This window comes from Xenorhabdus sp. XBWT, from assembly GCF_059072735.1.
In genome coordinates this window covers 593,139-615,107 of sequence record NZ_CM180990.1, presented here as the reverse complement: position 1 = coordinate 615,107, position 21,969 = coordinate 593,139, and the positions used below count along the sequence as shown (strand labels likewise).

Sequence of the window (21,969 nt, the reverse complement as noted above, 5' to 3'; positions counted from 1 at the left end):
AAAGGGTCAGTCTCCGTCGATAAGATTAGCAATTTATTCAGAGTAAATAGTTTGTTTGCACACGAATTGTTAAATAGTCCATTGTTTAACCCGTCATTCTGACGCAAATAGTATTCAAAACAGCTAGGAAATTATCGATTAGAAGTCAGGAGGATTGACAACCAACTGTCCCGCAACCCCATGATCCGCCATTTCCAATCTCTGACTGTAGTACATAAAAGGGAAATGCTCATAAGACGGCTTCATCATATTCACCAGTAATTCAGCTCGCTCATCAATCCAAACCGTATCTTTCCAGCCATAATCCTGTGGTTCTGGGCGATTGCCATTCAGGCTAATGACTTTAAACCTTACCCCTTCAATATGGAAAGGCTGAGGGACGGTTGTTGTAATTACCCAACGTTCCCATGCCCCTTGCTGGCTGGTTATATCGATGCGGTTATCACTCAGCAACACACCATTAATTCCCTGAGAATAATCTCCCAGCGTGAGTTGACGATTGCGGATAGAAGAGCTGATGTGTGGATTATCAACCACGAGTTGAGTTGGTAATTGATCCACCACTAAAGGGAGCAGCCCGCTCGCTTTTAGTGTCAAAACTGTGGTTGACACTAGTTTAGTCGAAGCCTCAAACAACCCTTTCAGACGATCGATTACACTTGCGGATTCTCCGGCTGTAATGGTCACATTCTCGACTTTCGACATATCCACCAGAACCTCACGACGTTCTCCCGGCGCGAGTGGCAACTCCTGCACAGCTACAGGCGCAGGCAGCAATCCTTGGTCAGTACCAATCATATAGAATGGACGCCCATCACTGAGCTGCAACTGATAGCGTCGGGCATTAGAAGCATTCAGTAAGCGTAGTCTGACCCAACCTCTGGCAACTTCAACAAAAGGATTTTCGACACCATTAACAACCAGAGTATCACCGAGAAAATCTTTGTTGGCGGGAGGGTTATATTGAGGTACACCAAAATTATCTAATTGTTTATCCTGCAAAATAACCGGAAAATCATCGACACCATAATGTGTAGGCAAAGACAACTTGCGACTGTCTTCATCTTCCACCAGCCACATACCTGCCAACCCTGCATAAACATGTTGTGCCATGCGATTCGGCGTGTTGGCGTGATACCAGCAGGTCGCTGCCGGCTGATCGATTGGGATAACCGGAGACCAGCTTTCCCCTGGTGACATCACACGTGTTGAGCCTCCCATCAAAGTTCCGGGCACCAGCAATCCGCCTACTGTCATTGACACATCTTCAGACAGGCGATTGCTATATATCAGTTTAATATTATCGCCCCGACGAACCCGAATAGTTGGCCCTAAATAATGTCCATTGATACCCCAGACCTGAACTTTATTCTGACCATTGAACGACCATCTGGCTTTTTGCATGGCTAAAAATAGAGGTTGTCCGCCCCGGGATTCCAGTAAGGGAGGAAGTGGTAATTTCGTTTGTTGATTTTTGTTGGCCCGAACCGCAAAAGGGAGTGTCCCTAAACACATAGCCAAACCAGATGCCTGAATAAACTGGCGCCGACTCAGTGACATACTTTCTCCACGGCAGGAATCGTTTCCATGACAGGAATAGTCTCCACGACAAAAATAGCAATCAACAATAATTGCTTATGCGAACGCAAACGCGACGCAATTACTGCATAATTCAAATAATTTCTGGGATGAATGCCCCGATATTGTGGCTATCAGGATTTATTATTCTATCGATTGCGTTTAATAAAAACGGTAATTTATTAAACGCAATCATATCTCGAATAGGAAAGAAATTCTAAAACTATCTTAAATTTATAGCTAGAATTCGCCCAAAATGAGGGAAGATATATTTGATGATTCAGGTCATTTTATCGCCATTAAATTATCTTTGCTTATTAAGTGCCTCGACTTCTTTATCCAATTCAGCAATTTTCGCCTGCATCATTTGCCGACAATGTTCTGCCAGTTCACGAACCTGCTCTTTAGTGTATTTTGTGGTATCAACTGCAGGCAATATTTCGACAATAACAGTGCCATTATTCCAACGGTTAAATTTTATTTTACCGTGTGTTGAAGAAACACAAACAGGAACGATAGGTACCCCTGCTGCAATGGCGGCATGAAAGGCTCCGGTTTTAAATGGCAGCAAACCGCGACCACGGCTGCGCGTTCCTTCCGGGAACATCCAGACCGAAATTTGATGTTTTTTTATCTGATTAACAACCTGTGAAATAGTACCGTGTGCTTTTGTCCTGTTTTCTCTGTTGATCAAAATATTGCCTGTCAGCCAATAAAGCTGACCAAAAAAGGGAATAAATACGAGACTTTTCTTGCCCACGGTGACAGTGCGTGGCTGCACTGTATTCGACATAGTAATCATGTCGCAATTGTTTTGATGATTGCCGATGTAGATACTAGGCCCGTATTGCTGAACTTCTGCCGGAATACGCTTCAATAATTTGATACCAAATATTTTGTGAAATTTGCCAAAGGCATGACCAAAGGTCATAACATGGCGGGGATTACGCGGGCTGAATAAACAGTAAATACTGCCGAAGATACAGATAAAGAGAGTAAACAGAATAACAATAATTCCACGAATGATTGCTAGCATAGCTGCCTCTTGCAGAGCAGGCCAGTGATTACACTGACCCGCAGTTATAATTTGATCCCTTCATTTTTCAAGTTGTGGCTTTATTGATTGCTCTGCAACATGAAACCTATGGGTATGTTATTTATTGGCTCAACTTATTATTTAGGCATTTCCACAACGATACGTTCAACACGCTGTAATCCACGAGGCAGCGAGGTTCCCTTACGCCCTCTCTCAGCCCTGAATTTCTGTAAATCTTCCGGACGAAGTTGTAACTTGCGCTTACCGAAGTAGAGGGTAATTGACGATTGTGGAGACAATACCAGCAACCAACTCAACATATCTTCCCCTGATGCAGCCTGCGCAGCCGGAACGGAAACAATTTTGTTACCCTTGCCCTTCGAAAGCTGAGGCAGATCAGCCACTGGGAACATCAACATACGACCCATTTTGGTAATCGCCAGCAGCATGTCATCCTGCTCACTGTTGATCTGCAAAGGCTGCATCACCTTGGCATTTTCAGGCAAAGTAATCAAAGCCTTACCCGCACGGTTTTTGGCTATCAGATCACTGAAAGTACAAATAAAACCATAACCCGCATCTGAAGCCATCAAGAATTTCTGATCGTCTGTCGCTGTCAAAAGATGCTCGACCGATGCTCCGACTGGCAATGCCAGTTTGCCAGTCAATGGTTCACCCTGCCCTCTGGCAGAGGGTAAATCCAATGGATCGATGGAGTAACTCCGCCCTGTTGTATCAATGAAGACGACAGGCTGGTTGCTCTTGCCACGCGCCGCACTGCGGAAATTGTCACCGGATTTGTAATTCAGGCCAGCCGGATCAATCTCATGTCCTTTTGCACTGCGCACCCAGCCCATTTCGGACATAACAACCGTAATCGGTTCAGACGGCAAGATATCATGATCGCTCATGGCCTTCGCCTCTGTGCGCTCCTTCAATGGAGAGCGGCGAACATCACCATAACTTTCCGCATCAGCGATAATCTCTTTTTTCAGCAAAGTATTTAACTTACGTTCAGAACCCAGAATAGCCTGAAGTTTGTCACGCTCTTTCGCCAGTTCTCCCTGCTCACCGCGAATTTTGACTTCTTCCAGTTTCGCCAAGTGACGCAATTTCAGTTCCAGTACAGCTTCAGCCTGCGTTTCGGTTAAACCAAAACGCAGCGTCAACACTTGCTTCGGCTCATCTTCATTGCGAATGATATGGATCACTTCGTCAATATTAAGATATGCCACCAGCAAACCGTCCAAAATATGCAGGCGTTTAAGCACTTTTTCCAGACGGTAATTCAGGCGATTACGCACTGTTTCACGACGGTAAACCAGCCACTCACTCAAGATCTCAACCAGACCTTTAACCGCCGGGCGGTTATCCAGCCCGATCATATTGAGGTTAACGCGATAGCTTTTTTCCAGATCTGTGGTCACAAACAGGTGGTTCATCACTTGTTCAACATCCACACGGTTGGTACGCGGTACAATCACCAAACGTGTTGGGTTTTCGTGATCGGATTCATCACGCAGATCATCCACCATCGGCAGCTTTTTCGCCCGCATCTGGCTGGCGATTTGCTCCAGGATCTTGGCACCGGAGACTTGGTGGGGCAGAGCGGTAATAACAACATTACCCTCTTCTTTGGACCATATCGCACGCATACGCACAGAACCGCGACCATTTTTATAGATCTTGCGGATATCTTCTTTTGACGTGATGATCTCAGCTTCGGTCGGATAATCCGGCCCTTTGACGTACTCCATCGCTTCATCAAGCGATAGATCAGGCTTCTCCAGCATGGCAATCAACGCATTCGCCACTTCGCGGGCGTTATGCGGAGGAATATCAGTCGCCATACCAACAGCAATGCCGGTTGTCCCATTCAGCAGAATATTGGGCAGGCGCGCAGGCAGCATTTTTGGCTCCTGCAATGTACCATCAAAATTAGGTACCCAGTCCACTGTGCCTTGTCCCAATTCGCTCAACAGCAATTCGGAATATTTGGACAGGCGGGATTCGGTATAACGCATTGCCGCAAAAGATTTCGGATCATCCGGTGCCCCCCAGTTACCCTGACCATCCACCAATGGATAACGGTATGAGAAAGGCTGTGCCATCAAAACCATGGCTTCATAACAAGCCCCGTCTCCGTGCGGATGGTATTTACCCAGTACATCACCCACAGTACGGGCAGATTTTTTAAATTTGGCGCTACTGCTAAGCCCCAATTCTGACATCGCATAGACAATACGGCGCTGAACCGGTTTTAAACCATCACCGATAAAAGGCAGCGCCCTGTCCATGATGACGTACATGGAGTAATTTAAATAGGCGTTTTCAGTGAACGTGTGAAGCGGTTGACGCTCCACACCATCGTGAGTTATCTCACTCATGTATTATTTCCTCAGAATCTGTCTTGACTACCGTGCTTATACTTCAATGTCGATGGAATCACCCTTCTCTTGCAGCCAATTACGGCGATCTTCTGAGCGTTTCTTCGCCAGAAGCATATCCATAACTGAGAGGGTTTCCTGATAATTCTCATCGTCGATAGTCAATTGCACCAGACGGCGAGTGTTGGGATCTAATGTGGTTTCGCGCAACTGTATCGGGTTCATTTCACCCAATCCTTTAAAGCGCTGGACATTCGGTTTACCCCGCTTGCGGCTCAGGCGATCCAGTATGGCGCTCTTTTCCCCTTCATCCAGTGCATAATGCACTTCTTTTCCGAGGTCAATGCGATACAGTGGCGGCATTGCCATATAGACATGCCCGCGTTTTACCAGTGTCGGAAAATGGCGGACAAACAGGGCACACAGCAACGTTGCAATATGCAAGCCATCGGAATCAGCATCCGCCAATATGCAGACTTTACCGTAGCGAAGCTGGCTGAGATCGTCACTGTCTGGATCGATACCAATCGCAACAGAAATATCATGCACTTCCTGCGAAGCCAGAACTTCATCGGAAGAGACTTCCCATGTATTCAGGATCTTCCCTCGCAGCGGCATGATCGCCTGAAATTCACGGTCGCGGGCTTGCTTTGCAGAACCGCCCGCTGAATCCCCTTCCACCAGAAACAGTTCAGTGATATTGAGATCTTGCGCAGTGCAGTCTGCCAATTTACCCGGCAATGCTGGGCCGTTGGTCAGCTTCTTACGTACCACTTTCTTCGCGGCACGCATTCTGCGCTGGGCACTGGCAATCGCCATCTCAGCAAGTTGTTCCGCATCCTGAGTGTGCTGGTTCAGCCACAGGCTGAATGCATCTTTCACCACGCCGGAAACAAAGGCTGCTGACTGGCGTGAAGAGAGACGCTCTTTAGTCTGTCCGGCAAATTGCGGGTCCTGCATTTTGAGGGATAACACGTAAGCACAGCGATCCCAGATATCATCGGCAGAAAGTTTGACACCACGCGGCAACAAATTACGGAATTCACAGAATTCACGCATGGCATCCAGCAAACCCTGACGCAAGCCATTGACGTGGGTTCCGCCTTGTACTGTCGGAATCAAGTTAACGTAACTTTCCGCCAGTAATTCGCCACCTTCAGGCAACCAGAGCAATGCCCAGTCAACCGCTTCGGTATCCCCGCTTAATGTGCCGACAAATGGGGATTGTGGCAGCGTTACTAACCCGTTGACGGCTTCCAGCAGATAATCTGTCAGCCCATCGGCATAACACCATTTCTGCTCGGTATCGTTCAGTTTGTCCTTAAAGACAATTTCAACGCCCGGGCACAATACCGCCTTAGCTTTCAACAAATGCGTCAGGCGAGTGACAGAAAAACGGGGAATATCGAAATAACTTTCATCAGGCCAGAAATGGACACTTGTTCCGGTATTGCGTTTGCCACAGCTGCCAATGACATCCAGTTCTTGAACTTTTTCGCCATTTTCAAAGGCAATTTGATGAACCTGACTGTTACGACGAACAGTGACTTCCACACGTTTGGACAGGGCGTTGACCACAGAGATCCCAACACCATGCAAACCACCAGAAAATTGGTAATTTTTATTGGAGAATTTTCCTCCCGCATGCAGGCGGGTCAGGATCAATTCAACAGCAGAAACTTTTTCTTCAGGATGGATATCAACCGGCATACCACGGCCATCATCTATCACTTCCAGAGACTGATCGCTGTGAAGGATCACTTCAATATGCTTCGCGTGACCAGCCAGAGCTTCGTCCACACTATTATCGATCACTTCCTGTGCCAAATGGTTCGGACGGGCTGTATCAGTATACATTCCGGGACGACGGCGAACTGGCTCCAGGCCACTGAGGACTTCAATGGCCTCTGCGTTGTAACTAGATTGAGTCATGTTGTAATTCTGTCGGTTGCTTCGTTATTAGAGGGCCAATCAGTATTGATATACTGTTGATAATACCAGTCGCTTACCTATTTTTGGCAATTTTTTTACTATTGCCACTGGTCAGCCCCAAGAAGTTGATGATTTGAGGGAAATAACATTCGAAGCCCACAAAAGAATGATTCCCACCGGATTCAATCGTCTGCCGGCATTGCGTCAGGTAAGCAACGGCTTGACGGTAATCAAGTACTTCATCCCCTGTTTGCTGCAATAACCAGATGAGATCAGGGGATACCAGCGGATCGATGTGCATCACTTTGAGGTCATGTATGTGGCTTTGTTCAAGAGTATACCGCTCTTCGGTATAGGGATTCACGTTTTCCCCAAGATAATTCTGAAGCAAGTCAAATGGACGTACTGCTGGGTTGACGATCACAGCAGGCAGACCAAAGCACTGGGAAAGCCAAATAGACAGATAACCGCCAAGGGAGGAACCAACCAGCCCGATGTTCTCACCAGCACGCCCCATTACCAGTTCTTCCAGCAAAATAGCCGCATCTTCAGGATAAGGGGGCAATTGCGGCACCAGCATGTCAATTTCAGGATGATGCTGATGCAACCAAGCTCTCAGCGCATTCGCTTTCGCTGATTTGGGCGAACTATTGAAACCATGTAAATAAAGTAACGTTGACATTAATACCCGTCCGAATCTAAATCCGGGCAAAACTCGTTACTCTTAAGCCTGTGAACCTGTGTTTGCAGCCCCACGTCTTGGTTGCCATTCACAGACAATTCGAGATAACGCCATCCCGGAGCCACTGTATCAAGCATAAAATTAGTACAATGCGGCTTAAATTGCACACAGGTTGATGGTGTTGCCAAAACACGAATGCCATTCCACATATCATCAATTTCTTGATGAATGTGCCCACACAAGATGGCTTTTACCTGTGTCTGGCCTTTCAATAATTCAGATAATTCGGGGGCATTGCGCAAGCTGTGCTGATCTAACCATGTGCATCCAGACGGTACAGGATGATGATGAAGCATAACAACCGCATGGCGATCACTGTGCTCATCCAGACATTTTTTCATCCACTCTAGCTGATAATCTGTCAATTCACCATGAGGAACACCCTGTACCTGACTGTCCAGCATAATTAACTGCCAGTGCTGCCCGATAAATATCTGCTTGGAAGGAGAAATCCCTGCGGCTGCCAACGTATCGACCATTGCGGGTTGATAATCGTGATTACCGGGTAACCACACACAAGGAGCAGACAAACGGGCAATTCCCTCAGCAAAATGCTGATAGGCACTGATGGTTTGATCTTGTACCAAATCTCCCGTGGCAACAATCAAATCAATATCGAGATTCTGCTCAAGGATCATATCCAGTACAGCATGATAACTGTTGTAGGTATTGACACCCAACAGTGAGTCACCTTTATTGGCGAAAAGGTGCGTATCAGTGATTTGCAGTATTCTGGTTGTGGCGCCTTTTGCCACAGGTACTTCAAGCAGGCTTTCCAAAAGGTTTCCTTTTCCTGTCGATCATAAGGATTATTTTAACGTGTCTTCATGCAAAAGATCTGCTGACTGGGGCACACTTCCCGTTTTCCAGAGTAAATTAAGAATCATTACCCAGCCACGCTTTCCTAAGTTTTTCATGGTGCAATGCCAGCCACTGTATTGCAATAACCGAAGCCGCATTATCGATAATTCCCTCTTCCACCCATTGATAAGCCTGTTCACGGCTGACCACAAGAACGCGGATATCTTCATGTTCACCTTCCAGACCATGAACTCCTGATGCGGTGGAAGCATCAACTTCGCCGACAAAAATATTCATGCGTTCTGTTGTACCGCCGGGGCTGGAAAGATAACTCAATGCCGTCTGGCAGCGCTTAACTTCAATGCCTGCCTCTTCCCCTGCTTCACGGCGAACTACCTGTTCAGCGCTTTCACCCTCTTCAATCATGCCGGCAATGACTTCCAACAACCATGGTGTATCACTGGTTTCAATCGCGGGAATGCGGATTTGTTCAATCAAGACTACTTCATCGCGCACCGGATCATAAGGCAGCAGAACAGCGGCATGACCCCGCTCAAAAACCTCGCGCCGGACTGTTTCACTCCAGCCGCCCCGAAACAGGCGATGCCTGAACTGATACTCCGTCATTTTGAAAAAGCCACGATAAAGTGTTTTTCGGGAAATCACTTCTACATCTTGTTTCGTAAAATTGTATATAGAGGAAAAATTTTCGTTCATAAAACCCCCTGATTATTTTTAAAATTTCCTATTATTAAAATGTATTTTGCTCGATTGATCTAAATAAATTCATTTCAATGATACAAACAAGATGAAAAATGAGGCAATATGGCACAAACAGCCACCCTACCCTGCTGGCATTCTCTGCTAGAATCTGTGCTATTGGTTTTATGCAGAGGCAACTTAAGCAAAATAGCTGCACAACAAGGAACGCAAATGAAAAAATTGCTCTCTCTTTTTATTGCTATGAATCTGGTAGGTTTTAGTACTTCAAGCCATGCAGCGGATCTGCTACAGATTTATCAGCAAGCGAAAGAAACAAATCCCGAACTGCTTAAGGCACAAGCTGACCGCAATTCGGTGGTTGAAAGAATTAATGAAGCCCGCAGTTCGTTGCTGCCTCAATTGGGTCTGAGTGCGGGTGTTAGTTATAGCAAAGGCTTTCGCAGCAGCAGAAATTCAGAATCTCACGGCACAAATGCTAGTCTGCAACTCACCCAGACCATCTTCGATATGGCAAAATGGAATAAGCTGAGCCAATCGGAGAAAAATGCCGGTATTGCAGATATCAGCTATCAGGCAGCACAACAAAAATTGATTCTGGACACCGCCCAAGCCTATTTCGACGTTCTGAGTAAAATTGATGCCCTGACCTATAGCGAAGCCCAGAAAGCTTCACTGTACCGCCAGTTGGATCAAACAACCCAACGCTTCAATGTGGGACTGGTTGCCATTACTGACGTGCAAAATGCTCGTGCTCAATATGACTCTATTCTGGCGCAAGAAGTTTCTGACCGTAACAATCTGGAAAATGCGTTGGAAAAACTGCGCATGATTACAGGAATTTACTATCCACAATTGGCAGCCTTAAATATTGATCAGTTCAAAACCAAGCAAGCTGAACCCGCTAATGTTGTCCTGAAAGAAGCAGAAACTCGCAATCTAAACCTGTTATCAGCACGTTTAACTCAAGATTTAAAACGCGAACAAATCAAAGAGTCACAAACTGGCTATATGCCGACCCTTAATTTAACGGCAAGCAGAAGTGTCAAGAATAGTCATGACCGTGGAAATGAGTACTCAAATACATACTCTGGAAGCAATTCAGTCGATTTATCCTTGAGTTTACCTTTGTTCAACGGCGGCGCCACCTATTCTCAAGTGGAGCAAGCAAAATATAATTTCGTCGGTGCCAGTCAGGATTTAGAAAACACCTACCGCAAGGTGATACAGGAAGTGCATTCTTCTTCTAATAATATCTCTGCTGCCATCAGTAGTGTTAAGGCCAACAAGCAGGCCGTACTTTCTGCACAAAGCTCACTGGATTCAATGGAAGCAGGCTATCAGGTAGGAACCCGCACTATCGTTGATGTGCTGGAAGCGACAACCAAGCTGTTTCAAGCTAAGCAAAACTTATCTAAAGCTCGCTACGACTATCTGATTTCACAATTAAGTATCCAACTGGCTCGTGGCGCCTTGAATGAAAACGATTTGGTCACATTGAACAAAATGCTGGGCGCGCAAATCTCAACTGCTGCCAGCAGTATTATCAAAGAGATGGAAACACCATCAGTTCGCTGATTTAATGTACTATCGTTTACGATTAAAAAAAGTTATATTAAAAACGCTATACTAATAAAGAAAGCAGCCCGCCAATCCGATTGTGTGGGCTGTTTTTTAAGCCTATCCCTGAGAGCCACTCCCATTGGGCACCATAAATGGGATATGCTCTTAATTCGTTACCCTCAAGATGGATGCCCCCTATGACTATTATTTCTTTCATACCCAGGAAACGGACAAAAGAGATAAATCGGGATTCTTTCCGCAAAACGTGGCGAAGCTATCGCCTGACACCAGTTGCACTGGCTGTCGGTGCTGTTTTTATGCTGTCTGCCTGTGAACAGAACGATGAAACGGTCTCGCTCTATACCAATGCCGATGAGTGTTCTCAGGCGAATCCTTCTCAAAGTGAACAATGCACACTCGCTTACAACAATGCTCTGAAAGAAGCAGAAAAAACCGCACCGAAATATGCAACCCGCGAAGAGTGTGTGGCTGAATTCGGTGAACAGCAATGTACCCAAGCACCCGCTCAGGCTGGAGTCGGTGAGGCTCAGGCACAACAGAACAGCAGCGGCAGTTTCTGGATGCCCTTGATGGCAGGCTATATGATGGGACGTTTGATGGGCGGCAGCTCTGCGCCATCTCAGCCACTGTTCACATCAAAATCAGCCGCCAGCCCAGCCAATGGTAAGTTTGTTGATGCAACGGGTAAAAGCTATGGCCCTGCCACTGCCGGTGGTCGCAGCATGACTGTGCCGAAAACCGCAATGGCACCGAAACCAGCCACCACCTCCACCATTACCCGCGGCGGGTTCGGTGAATCGGTAGCGAAGCAATCGACTATGCAGCGTTCGTCTGCGAACTCAAGTTCCAGTTCTTCCCGTTCTATGGGTGGTTAATTAAGTATGAAACGCACTGGAATTACCGAGCGCCCGGATTGGCGCGAAAAAGCGGCAGAATATGGCTTCAATTTCCACACTATGTATGATCAGCCATACTGGAGTGAAGAGGCTTATTACCAGTTCACGCTGAACCAGATTGAAGAAATTGAAGACGCAACGGCAGAGCTGCACCAAATGTGTTTGCAGGTCGTGGAAAAAGTGGTCGATAGTGAAGAGCTGCTGACAAAATTCCAGATCCCGAAACACTGCTGGGAGTTTGTCCGCTCTTCATGGGTAACCAGCCAGCCTTCGCTCTATTCCCGTCTGGATCTGGCCTATGATGGCAAAAATCCACCCAAGTTGCTGGAAAACAACGCCGATACACCAACATCATTGTATGAATCGGCCTTCTTTCAGTGGATCTGGCTGGAAGACCAAATAAATGCGGGCAATCTGCCGTCAAATGCCGATCAGTTCAACAGCCTGCAAGAAAAGCTGATTGACCGTTTTATTCAGTTACGTGAAAAACATGGCTTTGGTCTGCTACACATGGCCTGTTGTCAGGATACTGAAGAAGATCGTGGCACAATCCAATATTTGCAGGATTGCGCAGCGGAAGCGGGTATTCCAACCGAATTCCTGTTTATTGAGGATATCGGGCTGGGTGAAAAAGGGCAGTTTACTGACTTGCAGGATCAAGTGATCGGCAACCTGTTTAAACTGTATCCATGGGAATTTATGCTGCGCGAGATGTTCTCTACCAAGCTGGCCGATGCAGGTGTCCGCTGGCTGGAGCCAGCATGGAAGAGCATTATCTCCAACAAAGCACTACTGCCAATGCTGTGGAAAATGTTTCCGAATCACCCGAACCTGCTGCCAGCGTATTTTGCGGATGAACGCCCTTCTGATATGGATAGCTATGTTATTAAACCGCTATTCTCCCGCGAAGGTGCCAACATTCGCATCATTGAAAATGGCAAAGAAGTCGCCAGTGCCGATGGCCCTTACGGGGAAGAAGGCATGATCGTGCAACAGTTCCACACATTACCAAAATTTGGTGATAACTATGCGTTGATCGGTAGCTGGCTGGTGGATGATCAATCAGCGGGTATCTGTATCCGTGAAGATCGTGAGTTAATTACTCAAGATCTGTCACGTTTCTACCCGCATATTATTCTGGATTGATACCGTTACCCAATCTGAATCGACAGCATACTCAAAGAGCCGTCTTCAATGCCCTCCACCGGAGTTGAAACTGGCTCTTTTTTGTCCCATGTTCCCATCACATACAGCAACGGCAGGAAATGCTCCGGTGTTGGATTGGACAATAGGCCATCTTCCCTATCCAACGCCGTAAACAGCGGATGAGGCTCTTCACGGCTGGTCAAGCTTTCACGCACAAACTGCTCAAAAGAAAGCGCCCATGGAAACGGTTTTGCTCCGATTTCTTCGGCTGGCAGGTTATGTACGACATTCCCACTCCCCAGGATTAAAACGCCTTCATCCCGCAGTAAAGTCAATTTCTTGCCAATTTCATAGTGAAAAGAAGCTGGTTGATTGCGATCTATACTCAGCTGGATAACCGGAATATCTGCATCGGGATACATTTTCACCAAAATACCCCAAGATCCATGATCCAGTCCCCAATGTTCGAAATCAGTCTCGACCTTAATTGGTTCAAGGATATCCTGCACCAATACCGCCAGCTCAGGGTATCCTTTGGCCGGATACTGTTTTTCATGCAATTCTCTGGGAAAGTTACCAAAATCGTGGATAGTTCTGGGCTGAGCCATCGCAGTCACAGCAGTACCCTGTGTGTACCAGTGCGCAGAAATCACAAGAATTGCCCTTGGTCTGGGCAATTTATTCCCCAGTTCAAACCAGGCACGTGAGTAACAGTTATCTTCAATGGCGTTCATTGGACTGCCATGACCAACAAATAAAGCAGGCATTCTCAGGAGACTCATTTTCGCCCCTTACAGCAAATTAAACAGTTAACCCGTCTTTCAAGTTACGGCTCTGTTGGCGGCATCTTGAAATCTATTGGGTATAGGATAGTGAATTGTGAATTGTGATAAAAACGCTATGACAAGATTAAGACTTTTCTTCCCTGAATATAGCCAATCAAAAATGATGGAGTGTTTCAAAAATACTGAAAGGCCACAGGGTGTGGGCTGTAGCCTCTCATACGTACATGCGATATATTTCCCTCACCTTCCGGGTTATCGTGCCAATATAGCGATACAATAGCCTGATGCCTGATGAGTATAACCGATATATTCTTCCTCAATCTGTTTTCTGTCCAATGCCAAGAAAACAGTACCATTTAGAAATAATTTCAATAGTTACTTTTAGATAACTTAACTGAGTAAGTTATCAGCTAGCTGCCTTTGCTATTTTTAGACGGTAACTCACCAAATCTTCAATGGTGACTATCGGCATATTATGCTGTTTGGCGAATTCAATCACTTCAGGTGCACGAGCCATTGAGCCATCATCCTTTGTCAGTTCACACAGCACTCCCGCAGGCTTAAAGCCAGCCATTGTCACTAAATCAATGGTTGCTTCAGTATGACCACGGCGGGTCAGAACCCCTCCAGATTGCGCGCGCAAAGGAAAAACGTGCCCGGGGCGGTTCAAATCGCTTGGCTGAGCATCCTCTGCAATAGCAGCTTGAATTGTCGTGATACGATCTGCTGCCGACACGCCGGTTGTTACGCCTTGTGCAGCTTCAATAGTCACGGTAAAAGCAGTTTGATACTGGCTGGAGTTGTTTTTCACCATCATAGGCAATTCCAACTGCTGGCGACGTTCTTCAGTCAAGCAAAGACAGACAATTCCACTGCCATGACGAATGGTGAGTGCCATTTGCTCCACCGTCATCGTTTCGGCGGCAAAAACCATGTCACCTTCATTTTCACGATTTTCATCGTCCAGCACCATCACGCCTTGACCCACACGTAAAGCAATAAGTGCGCGTTCAACACGTTCAAATGGCGTACCATATGAGGAAAGTAGCGTCTGATTCATGGTAAAGAAACCTCTTTTAAATGTATGGATTACCAGAATCAGGGCAATTTTGAGGAGTTCGTATTGCTCAATACTACAGCAATAAAAACAACAGACGAGCGCAGGCACTCGATTGATGCTGTTATTCTCTCCCATCCGGACTATCACCGTCGGCTCCAGAATCTCACTGGATCTGCTGACCTCTGTCCTATCTTCTGTTGAATATCACAATATTCAAAAAAGATAACAACAAACAGAGCGCTCGCGGGCTTCATAAAATAATCATTCGATCATTTTATGTTACCGCCGGTAGGGACTTTCACCCTGCCCTGAGATAAACGTTTTTACTATAGCGCTAATGACTTGGGGGAGCAATCTACAAAAATCAAATATGAAACCTGACTCGCAATCATTTATGCTTTCGCCATCAGGTACTAAAATACGCCAACACTAGTATTTCATAAGCACAAGTATTTCGTAAAAGGATGCCCATCATGCTCGACCCAAAGAAAATTGAACAAGTTGCCCGCCAGATCCATAATTCTATGCCGAAAGGCATTAAAGAATTTGGTGATGACGTAGAAAAAAAATTGCGTACCGTTCTGCAATCTCAGTTAAGCAAATTGGATCTCGTCAATCGGGAAGAATTTGATGTCCAGACTCAAGTCCTGCTGCGCACCCGTGAGAAATTGGCCGCAATGGAACAGCGTTTGAATGAGTTGGAAGCCCGTCTTGAAGGGACAGAGAAAAAAACTGAGCAGGCTGAATAATTGGAATAATTGTATGAGGGGAAATATCAGCTCCCCGCCAAAAGGGGCTTAAGCGGCTCATTTTATTAAGCGCTTAAGCCCCTTTGTTTTAAATAGGGTTACCGAAGTTGGATGAATAGAGATGAAAATTGGCTAAATCACCAACAAAAAGGAACCTTGAAAGGCGAAAGGGATATGCCGTTATGCCTAAAAAAACATAACGGCATCACAACGATAAACTTACTGGCTCTTAATCGTTTTGATGATATTGGTCGTTGAAATACCATCCTCGAAGTTCAATACCTTCACTTCTCCACCAGAGGCCCAAACCTCTTCACTACCGGCAATCTCTTCTGCCTTGTAATCTCCGCCTTTGACTAAAATATCCGGCAGAATGCCTGCAATTAAGCGCTGGGGTGTATCTTCTTCAAACTCCACCACCCAATCCACAGACTCCAATGCTGATAACACGATCATACGCTGTTCCAATGGATTTACAGGCCGGGTTTCTCCTTTCAGCCGTTTGGTGGAAGCATCACTATTGACAGCAACGATCAGGCGATCGCCCAATTTACGCGCATTCAAGAGATAAGAAACATGTCCGGCATGAAGGATGTCAAAACAGCCATTGGTCATGACGATATGTTCACCACGCTGACGAGCCTGTCCGACAGCTTCTTTCAGCTGGGATTCACTCATCATGCCAAATCCGGTTTCTGCACGCCCACGCACTGCATTTTCCAGTTCCACAGGCGAAACAGTAGAAGTTCCCAGTTTGCCAACCACCACCCCCGCAGCGGCATTTGCAAGATAACAAGCTTCGTTCAGTGGTTTTCCGGCAGCCAGGGCCGTGGCTAATACACCAATGACAGTATCTCCCGCCCCAGTAACGTCAAACACTTCCTGTGCCTGAGTCGGTAAATGCAAAGGAGGCTGCCCGATACGCAGTAAACTCATGCCGCGTTCAGAACGTGTGATCAACAGCGCTTTCAGCTCCAAATCCTGTACCAATTGCGTACCCTTTTGCACAACATCATCATCATCACCTTTGCAGTGTCCTACAACTGCTTCAAATTCTGACATATTTGGCGTGAGCAGCGTTGCGCCACGATAGCGTTCAAAATCGCTGCCTTTTGGATCGATCAGGACAGGAACATTAGCTTCATTGGCCAGCTTAATCATTGCCTGAACCTGATTCAGTGCGCCTTTGGCATAATCTGACAGCACCAACGCCCCAATATGCGGCAAGGATTGCTGAATTTTCTCCAGCATCGGCTGTGCATCCACATTCTGGAAACCTTCTTCAAAATCCAGACGGAGCAATTGCTGATTGCGCGATAATACACGTAGTTTGGTGATGGTTGGATGAGTTGGAACAGGAACAAAATCACATTGGACTTTCACACTGCTGAGTTTTTCATTCAATGCACGTGCTGCATCATCAATGCCCGTTAAACCGATCAAACTCGAATTCGCGCCCAATGATGCAATATTCATGGCAACGTTAGCCGCTCCACCCGGGCGTTCTTCAATATTTTCTACCTTAACCACGGGAACGGGAGCTTCCGGTGAAATACGGCTAGTTGGGCCATACCAATAACGGTCTAACATAACATCGCCAACAACCAAAACACCTGCACGATAAAAATCAGGGAGTGTTACTTTCATCCCATGCTCCAAATATCAAAATAAACTGTTGCGGATATTACCATAACCAGACTACATGCCAGCAATACCCGTCAGGAAAAGAGCTGATTTCGGCGATGATCAACCAAGATCATTCCCAAGCCATTTTTGCCAGCTATTGCAGACCAATGCCTGCTGTTGGCTGAAATGAACGTCTGAAACGCGGCTGGGTAGCACCTGCAAAGCAAGATGATGCAGTTCATCACGCATGGTAATATAAGCCTGCATCAAAGCCATCGCTTCCTGATCCTCCATAATATTATGGTTCGCCATCAATTCGAATATGCGCACATTATCAGACCAGCGTGTCAGACTGGCATTTTCGGCGGCATAGCGCAGAACCTGATACTGAGCAATAAATTCAATATCCGTTATCCCTCCCGGATCAGCTTTAATGTCAAACTGATCAGATTGATGGCTGCCCAAATGTCGGTGCATTTTCTCTCGCATCTCACGTACTTGCTGTCGCAGAAGATCAGGATCGCGAGGAAGACATAATGTTTCCCGGCGAATGCGTTCAAAATCATTACGCATCTTCTCATCACCAAACACCATACGTGCCCGAATCAACGCTTGGTGTTCCCAAGTCCATGCTTCATTTTTCTGGTAATCGTCAAAGGCTTCAAGAGTACTGACCAGCATCCCAGACTCACCGGATGGCCGCAGGCGGGCATCAACGTCATACAATATCCCCGACGCCGTTCGGGTACTGAATAAGTGAATGATGCGTTGGGCAAGGCGTAAATAAAATTGGCGGGCATCAATGGAACGAGCGCCATCCGTCACCACGCCCATTGGACAATCCAGCAAAAACACGAGGTCTAAATCAGAACTATAACCCAGTTCCCAACCCCCCAATTTTCCATACCCGATAATGGCAAAACCCAACCCCTGACGTTGCGACAAGTGAACTGGGGCACCGTAGCGTTTTACCATCTGATTCCACGCTTGCTGCACAACAGCACCAATAATGGATTCAGCCAGATAAGTCAGGTGATCACTCACTTTCATCACTGGCAGAGCCCCTACAATGTCTTCTGCTGCAATCCGCAATAATTGAGATTGTTTGAATTGACGCAACGCCTCCAGCAATTGTTCCTCATCATCCTCAGGAATACGCAGCAGATATTGATAAAGCTCATCACGATAAGCTTCCATCGGTAATGGTTGATACAGTGATTTTGGATCGAGTAGTTCATCCAATAAAAGCGGATGATGAGTAAGCTGACTGGCAATCATCGGGGAAGCAGCACATAAGCGGATAACATGAATCATGACCTGCTCTGATTCCAGCATCAGTTCCAGATAAGTTGTTCGACTGACAATACTGAGCAATAAGGGGATAACCCTTTCCAAAACTGTGTTGGCATCTTTCCGCTCCCCAATTTTAGCCAACAGGCGCGGCATCAATTGGTCAAGCACATCCCTCCCTCGTGGGCCAATAGTGCGTTTACTGAAGTCCCGGCGGAAAATCGAAATTACATCAAGCATCTTCTGGGCTTCTGTCTCAGAAAGATGGGAAACCAATGACATGAGTTCATCTATATTCAGGACTTCCTGCCATAAGCTCTTAAAGGGCACATAGCTGGCTTCCTCACCATTTTCATCAGTTTCATCGCCAATCAGTTGCTGGAAAATCTTCCGCACCGCCTTCATCTTGCATTCGGTTTCGGCCATCAATTCACTCCAATCGGCAAAATCCATCCCCCAAGATAAGCGAGCACGATCTAATTCACTCTTCGGTAAAGTTTGCGTTTGTTGGTCATGAATCGATTGCAATAGGTTTTCAAGCCGGCGCAAGAATAAGTAACTCTCTTCAAGCTGCTTCACCTGTTCCGGCGGCAATAAAGACAAATCTTCAATCGCTTTTAATGTCAGCAGCAATGAGCAGGATTGCAGGCTTGGCTCTCTTCCCCCACGAATAAGCTGAAAGACTTGCGTGATAAACTCAATTTCACGTATCCCACCTGCACCCAGTTTAATATTATCTTTTAACCCACGACGACGGACTTCCCGCTCAATCATGCCTTTCATATTGCGCAGGGATTGAATCACACTGAAATCGATATAGCGGCGGAAAACAAACGGTCGCAACATCTGGCGTAGTTCTTGACAATATTCCTGCTCGTCATGCCCCAGTATGCGCGCTTTCACCAGTGCATAGCGCTCCCAATCCCGCCCCTGTTCCTGATAGTAGTCTTCCAATGCTGAAAAACTGAAGACTAACGGCCCGCTATCGCCGAACGGGCGCAATCTCATATCAACACGGTAGACAAATCCATCTACAGTTTGTTGATCCAGTACTTTGATCAACTTTTGCCCCAAGCGGGTAAAAAACTGGGCATTATCCATTTCCCGACGTCCGCCTTGTGTTACGCCATTTTCTGGATAAGCAAAAATAAGATCGATATCAGAGGAAAAATTGAGTTCCCCTCCTCCCAATTTTCCCATCCCCAGAATCAACAAAGATTGGGCCATACCTTCATTATTGGTGGGCGTTCCCCAATCTTGGCAGCAACGCGGGTAAAGCCAGTCGCGAGCCGCCAGGATCAAGGTTTCAGCCAGCATACTCAACTGCTGCAATGTCTGTTCTGTCGTACTGTGTCGCAATACCTGCAACCATGTGATCCTCACCAACATTCGGTGACGAAACAGACGCAAAACTCGCATCAAACCATTTTCATCATTTACCGTACATAACGTTTGAGCCAGCCAAGGAGAATAATGCTGCCACTCCTCCGGCTGGGGAGGATTTTGACGGATATCATCCAACCATTCAGGATGTGACAGTAAATTTTCTGCTACAAAATCACTCAATGACAGTAAGGCCTTTTCATCCAGCGTAAAGGATATTGCCGTTCCTTCCAGTGGTTGGATATTTGCAACAATATGCTGCAATTGTTGAGCTAAAGGTGGTGAGAGAGGCAACATAACTGGGTTTTCCTTAATTACCGCATATTACCATTTAGTAGCGTAACAGAAAGAACTTACTGAGGTTGAGCCATCAAACACTGCGTTAATGCCAGCTTACATTGCAGCCATGAAGTGTTGTAACATACTGTTTCAGCATCTGCGCTGGCCGCCGCCAACGCCTGTTTTAATTCAGATAATAACTCAGGTAACAGGCCAAGTTCGGGTAAACTCTCAGGCCGCTTTTCAGTCAACAGCTGCACCCATTGAAAAACCTGTTCCAGTCCCACTTTACCTCCTGCCAGACCCGCCAGCCATCCTTCTTCCTGCTCTTGCCATTGCACCAGAATTTCAGAGAGGATCGCAGACAATGGTTGCTGCCATTCCGGTTCATCAGGCACACTTGGCAATGCTTTATGCGACAGGCCATGCACAAGCGCATAACCCCGGGCCGCTTTACTTTTATCCGCCAAACGCAAGCCATTCTGGGATGCTAATTTATCTGCCAATGACAAAATATCGGTGACATTCCCGCTTATTAGCTCCAGCTCAAACTCACAAATGGGTAACGTCTGCGTTCCTGTAGGCTGATTTCCACAGAAGATAGCTCCCTGATCCAGCACCACTTCAATTTCACTTTGTCCGTAGGTTACAAGCCATTTTTCACGAGTAAAATCGGTACTGAATAATGCAGCCAATTGCGCCTGTAGGTGCGTAAGATTGATGTTTTCAGGCCAGATATGGGCAGGAAATTGAGCTAAGTCTAATTCAGGGTGGTGCAATGGGATATTAAATTCAGGGCGCCGATGCAATCCACCAATCACTTTACCTGCGGTTTTAATCGTCATCTCATATTGCCCGTCAAAACCACGGATGCGCAGTCCCATATCCCAACGCCGCAATTGGTTATCCGGCGTCTCAAAATAAATATTAGTCAGGTGCTGTGGTGAAGTATAGTGATGAGGAAACTGAAATAACTGCTGGCGAACTGCGGCTATCACATCAGGCTTAGAAGACAGTTTCAACTCTATTTCTACAGAACTAGAACTCATATTTTTTATTCCTCAGGTCACATAACAGAATTTTTTCTTAACCCTGTTCACACATTGTTTCGTAACATACTTTATTTCGTAACATATTTTGTTTTATAAAAAGTGCAAATAAACCACAATAGAGCGCTATCTCAACAATCATCATACTTACTTCGCCAAAAAAACCCTAACAAGGTCTGTATTCGGCCAGTTGAGAAAGTTCTCATTCTGGTTTACTGATTGCACCCACAAACTTAACTCTTTACTATCCTTTGAGTAGTTTGAATCACAATTAGCCCATACACAAAAACAGTTGAACACAGAATGCAAAAACTACATCGATTATTTATCCTGTTACTGGGTTTTACGCTCCCATTATCCATACACGCTGAAGAAAAACGTTATGTTTCTGATGAGCTGTCAGCTTATATTCGTAGCGGGCCAAGCATTCAGAACCGTATTATCGGCTCACTGGATGCGGGTGAGGAAGTCACCTTGATCAGCCCAAAATCAGAGGGTGGATTCATACAGATAAAAGACCGTAAAGGACGCACAAGTTGGATACTATCAAATGAACTCAGCAATATTCCAAGCCTGCGTGAACGCATTCCTGCCATGGAACAGAAGATCAGAACGCTGACTGACAATCTGGAGAATATTGATGATACGTGGAATAAACGTACCGCAGAGTTGCAAAACAAAGTGGCTACCAGCGATAAGATCATCAATGACCTGAAAAAAGAGAATGCTCAACTCCAGAGCAAATTGACAGTAGCTGAGAAAAAGGTAGAAGTTGCTAACTTGCAACTGGATGATAAGCAAAGAGAAATTATTTTACAGTGGTTTATGTATGGCGGTGGTGTTGCGGGAATTGGCCTACTCCTGGGACTTATCCTGCCACATATGATCCCACGCCGTAAAAATAAAGATCGCTGGATGAGCTGATT

At 46.1% G+C, this 21,969-nt stretch carries 17 protein-coding genes and 1 riboswitch; of the genes, 5 read left to right on the top strand and 12 right to left on the bottom strand.

All coding sequences use genetic code 11. The features are described from left to right. Positions 1-138: 138 nt before the first annotated feature. The 7 genes from ftsP to nudF all read right to left on the bottom strand — a co-directional run bounded on the left by ftsP (position 139) and on the right by nudF (position 9,193). Positions 139-1,560 (bottom strand): cell division protein FtsP, encoded by a 1,422-nt coding sequence (gene ftsP, locus AC5JQI_RS02700; protein WP_493913644.1) that lies wholly within the window; start codon positions 1,558-1,560, stop codon positions 139-141. A gap of 322 nt (positions 1,561-1,882) precedes the next feature. Continuing rightward, positions 1,883-2,614 carry a 1-acylglycerol-3-phosphate O-acyltransferase gene (locus AC5JQI_RS02695; protein ID WP_493913643.1) on the bottom strand — a complete coding sequence of 244 codons (732 nt, stop codon included), beginning with the start codon at positions 2,612-2,614 and terminating at the stop codon, positions 1,883-1,885. 137 nt (positions 2,615-2,751) lie between these two features. Beyond that, on the bottom strand, positions 2,752-5,001 hold the full coding sequence (gene parC, locus AC5JQI_RS02690; RefSeq protein WP_493913642.1) for a DNA topoisomerase IV subunit A: 2,250 nt from the start codon (positions 4,999-5,001) through the stop codon (positions 2,752-2,754). 36 nt (positions 5,002-5,037) lie between these two features. Next, complete coding sequence (gene parE, locus AC5JQI_RS02685) at positions 5,038-6,933, bottom strand: DNA topoisomerase IV subunit B (RefSeq protein ID WP_237386487.1); 1,896 nt, start codon at positions 6,931-6,933, stop codon at positions 5,038-5,040. 73 nt (positions 6,934-7,006) lie between these two features. After that, positions 7,007-7,615, bottom strand: a complete 609-nt coding sequence (gene yqiA, locus AC5JQI_RS02680; RefSeq protein ID WP_493913641.1) for an esterase YqiA — start codon at positions 7,613-7,615, stop codon at positions 7,007-7,009. Beyond that, complete coding sequence (cpdA, locus tag AC5JQI_RS02675) at positions 7,615-8,454, bottom strand: 3',5'-cyclic-AMP phosphodiesterase (RefSeq protein ID WP_323854397.1); 840 nt, start codon at positions 8,452-8,454, stop codon at positions 7,615-7,617. Before cpdA ends, yqiA begins: the two co-directional genes overlap by 1 nt. 97 nt (positions 8,455-8,551) lie before the next feature. After that, a complete protein-coding gene (gene nudF, locus AC5JQI_RS02670) occupies positions 8,552-9,193 on the bottom strand; it encodes an ADP-ribose diphosphatase (RefSeq protein ID WP_493913640.1) in 642 nt (213 codons plus the stop codon). A gap of 216 nt (positions 9,194-9,409) precedes the next feature. Here nudF and tolC point away from each other — a divergent pair, with 216 nt between their 5' ends. From tolC to AC5JQI_RS02655, 3 genes are all read left to right on the top strand, one after another. Beyond that, positions 9,410-10,774 (top strand): outer membrane channel protein TolC, encoded by a 1,365-nt coding sequence (gene tolC, locus AC5JQI_RS02665; RefSeq protein WP_493913639.1) that lies wholly within the window; start codon positions 9,410-9,412, stop codon positions 10,772-10,774. 182 nt (positions 10,775-10,956) lie between these two features. Further along, on the top strand, positions 10,957-11,655 hold the full coding sequence (locus tag AC5JQI_RS02660; protein ID WP_237386491.1) for a DUF1190 family protein: 699 nt from the start codon (positions 10,957-10,959) through the stop codon (positions 11,653-11,655). A 6-nt stretch (positions 11,656-11,661) separates the two neighbouring features. Next, on the top strand, positions 11,662-12,822 hold the full coding sequence (locus tag AC5JQI_RS02655) for a glutathionylspermidine synthase family protein (protein WP_493913638.1): 1,161 nt from the start codon (positions 11,662-11,664) through the stop codon (positions 12,820-12,822). Positions 12,823-12,827: 5 nt separating this feature from the next. Here AC5JQI_RS02655 and ygiD read toward each other — a convergent pair whose 3' ends face one another. Beyond that, complete coding sequence (ygiD, locus tag AC5JQI_RS02650) at positions 12,828-13,604, bottom strand: 4,5-DOPA-extradiol-dioxygenase (protein WP_493913637.1); 777 nt, start codon at positions 13,602-13,604, stop codon at positions 12,828-12,830. A gap of 409 nt (positions 13,605-14,013) precedes the next feature. Then, a complete protein-coding gene (ribB, locus tag AC5JQI_RS02645) occupies positions 14,014-14,667 on the bottom strand; it encodes a 3,4-dihydroxy-2-butanone-4-phosphate synthase (protein WP_493913636.1) in 654 nt (217 codons plus the stop codon). Positions 14,668-14,786: 119 nt separating this feature from the next. Then, positions 14,787-14,987, bottom strand: a riboswitch (FMN riboswitch). Between the two features lie 153 nt (positions 14,988-15,140). Between ribB and ubiK the strand changes: the two genes are divergently transcribed. Then, entirely contained in the window at positions 15,141-15,416 is a 276-nt protein-coding gene (gene ubiK, locus AC5JQI_RS02640; RefSeq protein ID WP_493913635.1) for a ubiquinone biosynthesis accessory factor UbiK, read from the top strand. A 219-nt stretch (positions 15,417-15,635) separates the two neighbouring features. Here ubiK and hldE read toward each other — a convergent pair whose 3' ends face one another. From hldE to AC5JQI_RS02625, 3 genes are all read right to left on the bottom strand, one after another. Further along, on the bottom strand, positions 15,636-17,063 hold the full coding sequence (gene hldE, locus AC5JQI_RS02635) for a bifunctional D-glycero-beta-D-manno-heptose-7-phosphate kinase/D-glycero-beta-D-manno-heptose 1-phosphate adenylyltransferase HldE (RefSeq protein ID WP_493913634.1): 1,428 nt from the start codon (positions 17,061-17,063) through the stop codon (positions 15,636-15,638). A gap of 99 nt (positions 17,064-17,162) precedes the next feature. Then, on the bottom strand, positions 17,163-20,012 hold the full coding sequence (gene glnE / locus AC5JQI_RS02630) for a bifunctional [glutamate--ammonia ligase]-adenylyl-L-tyrosine phosphorylase/[glutamate--ammonia-ligase] adenylyltransferase (RefSeq protein ID WP_493913633.1): 2,850 nt from the start codon (positions 20,010-20,012) through the stop codon (positions 17,163-17,165). 56 nt (positions 20,013-20,068) lie between these two features. Next, positions 20,069-21,043 carry a CYTH domain-containing protein gene (locus AC5JQI_RS02625; RefSeq protein WP_493913632.1) on the bottom strand — a complete coding sequence of 325 codons (975 nt, stop codon included), beginning with the start codon at positions 21,041-21,043 and terminating at the stop codon, positions 20,069-20,071. Positions 21,044-21,346: 303 nt separating this feature from the next. Here AC5JQI_RS02625 and AC5JQI_RS02620 point away from each other — a divergent pair, with 303 nt between their 5' ends. After that, positions 21,347-21,967, top strand: a complete 621-nt coding sequence (locus AC5JQI_RS02620) for a TIGR04211 family SH3 domain-containing protein (protein ID WP_493913631.1) — start codon at positions 21,347-21,349, stop codon at positions 21,965-21,967. Positions 21,968-21,969: the final 2 nt, after the last annotated feature.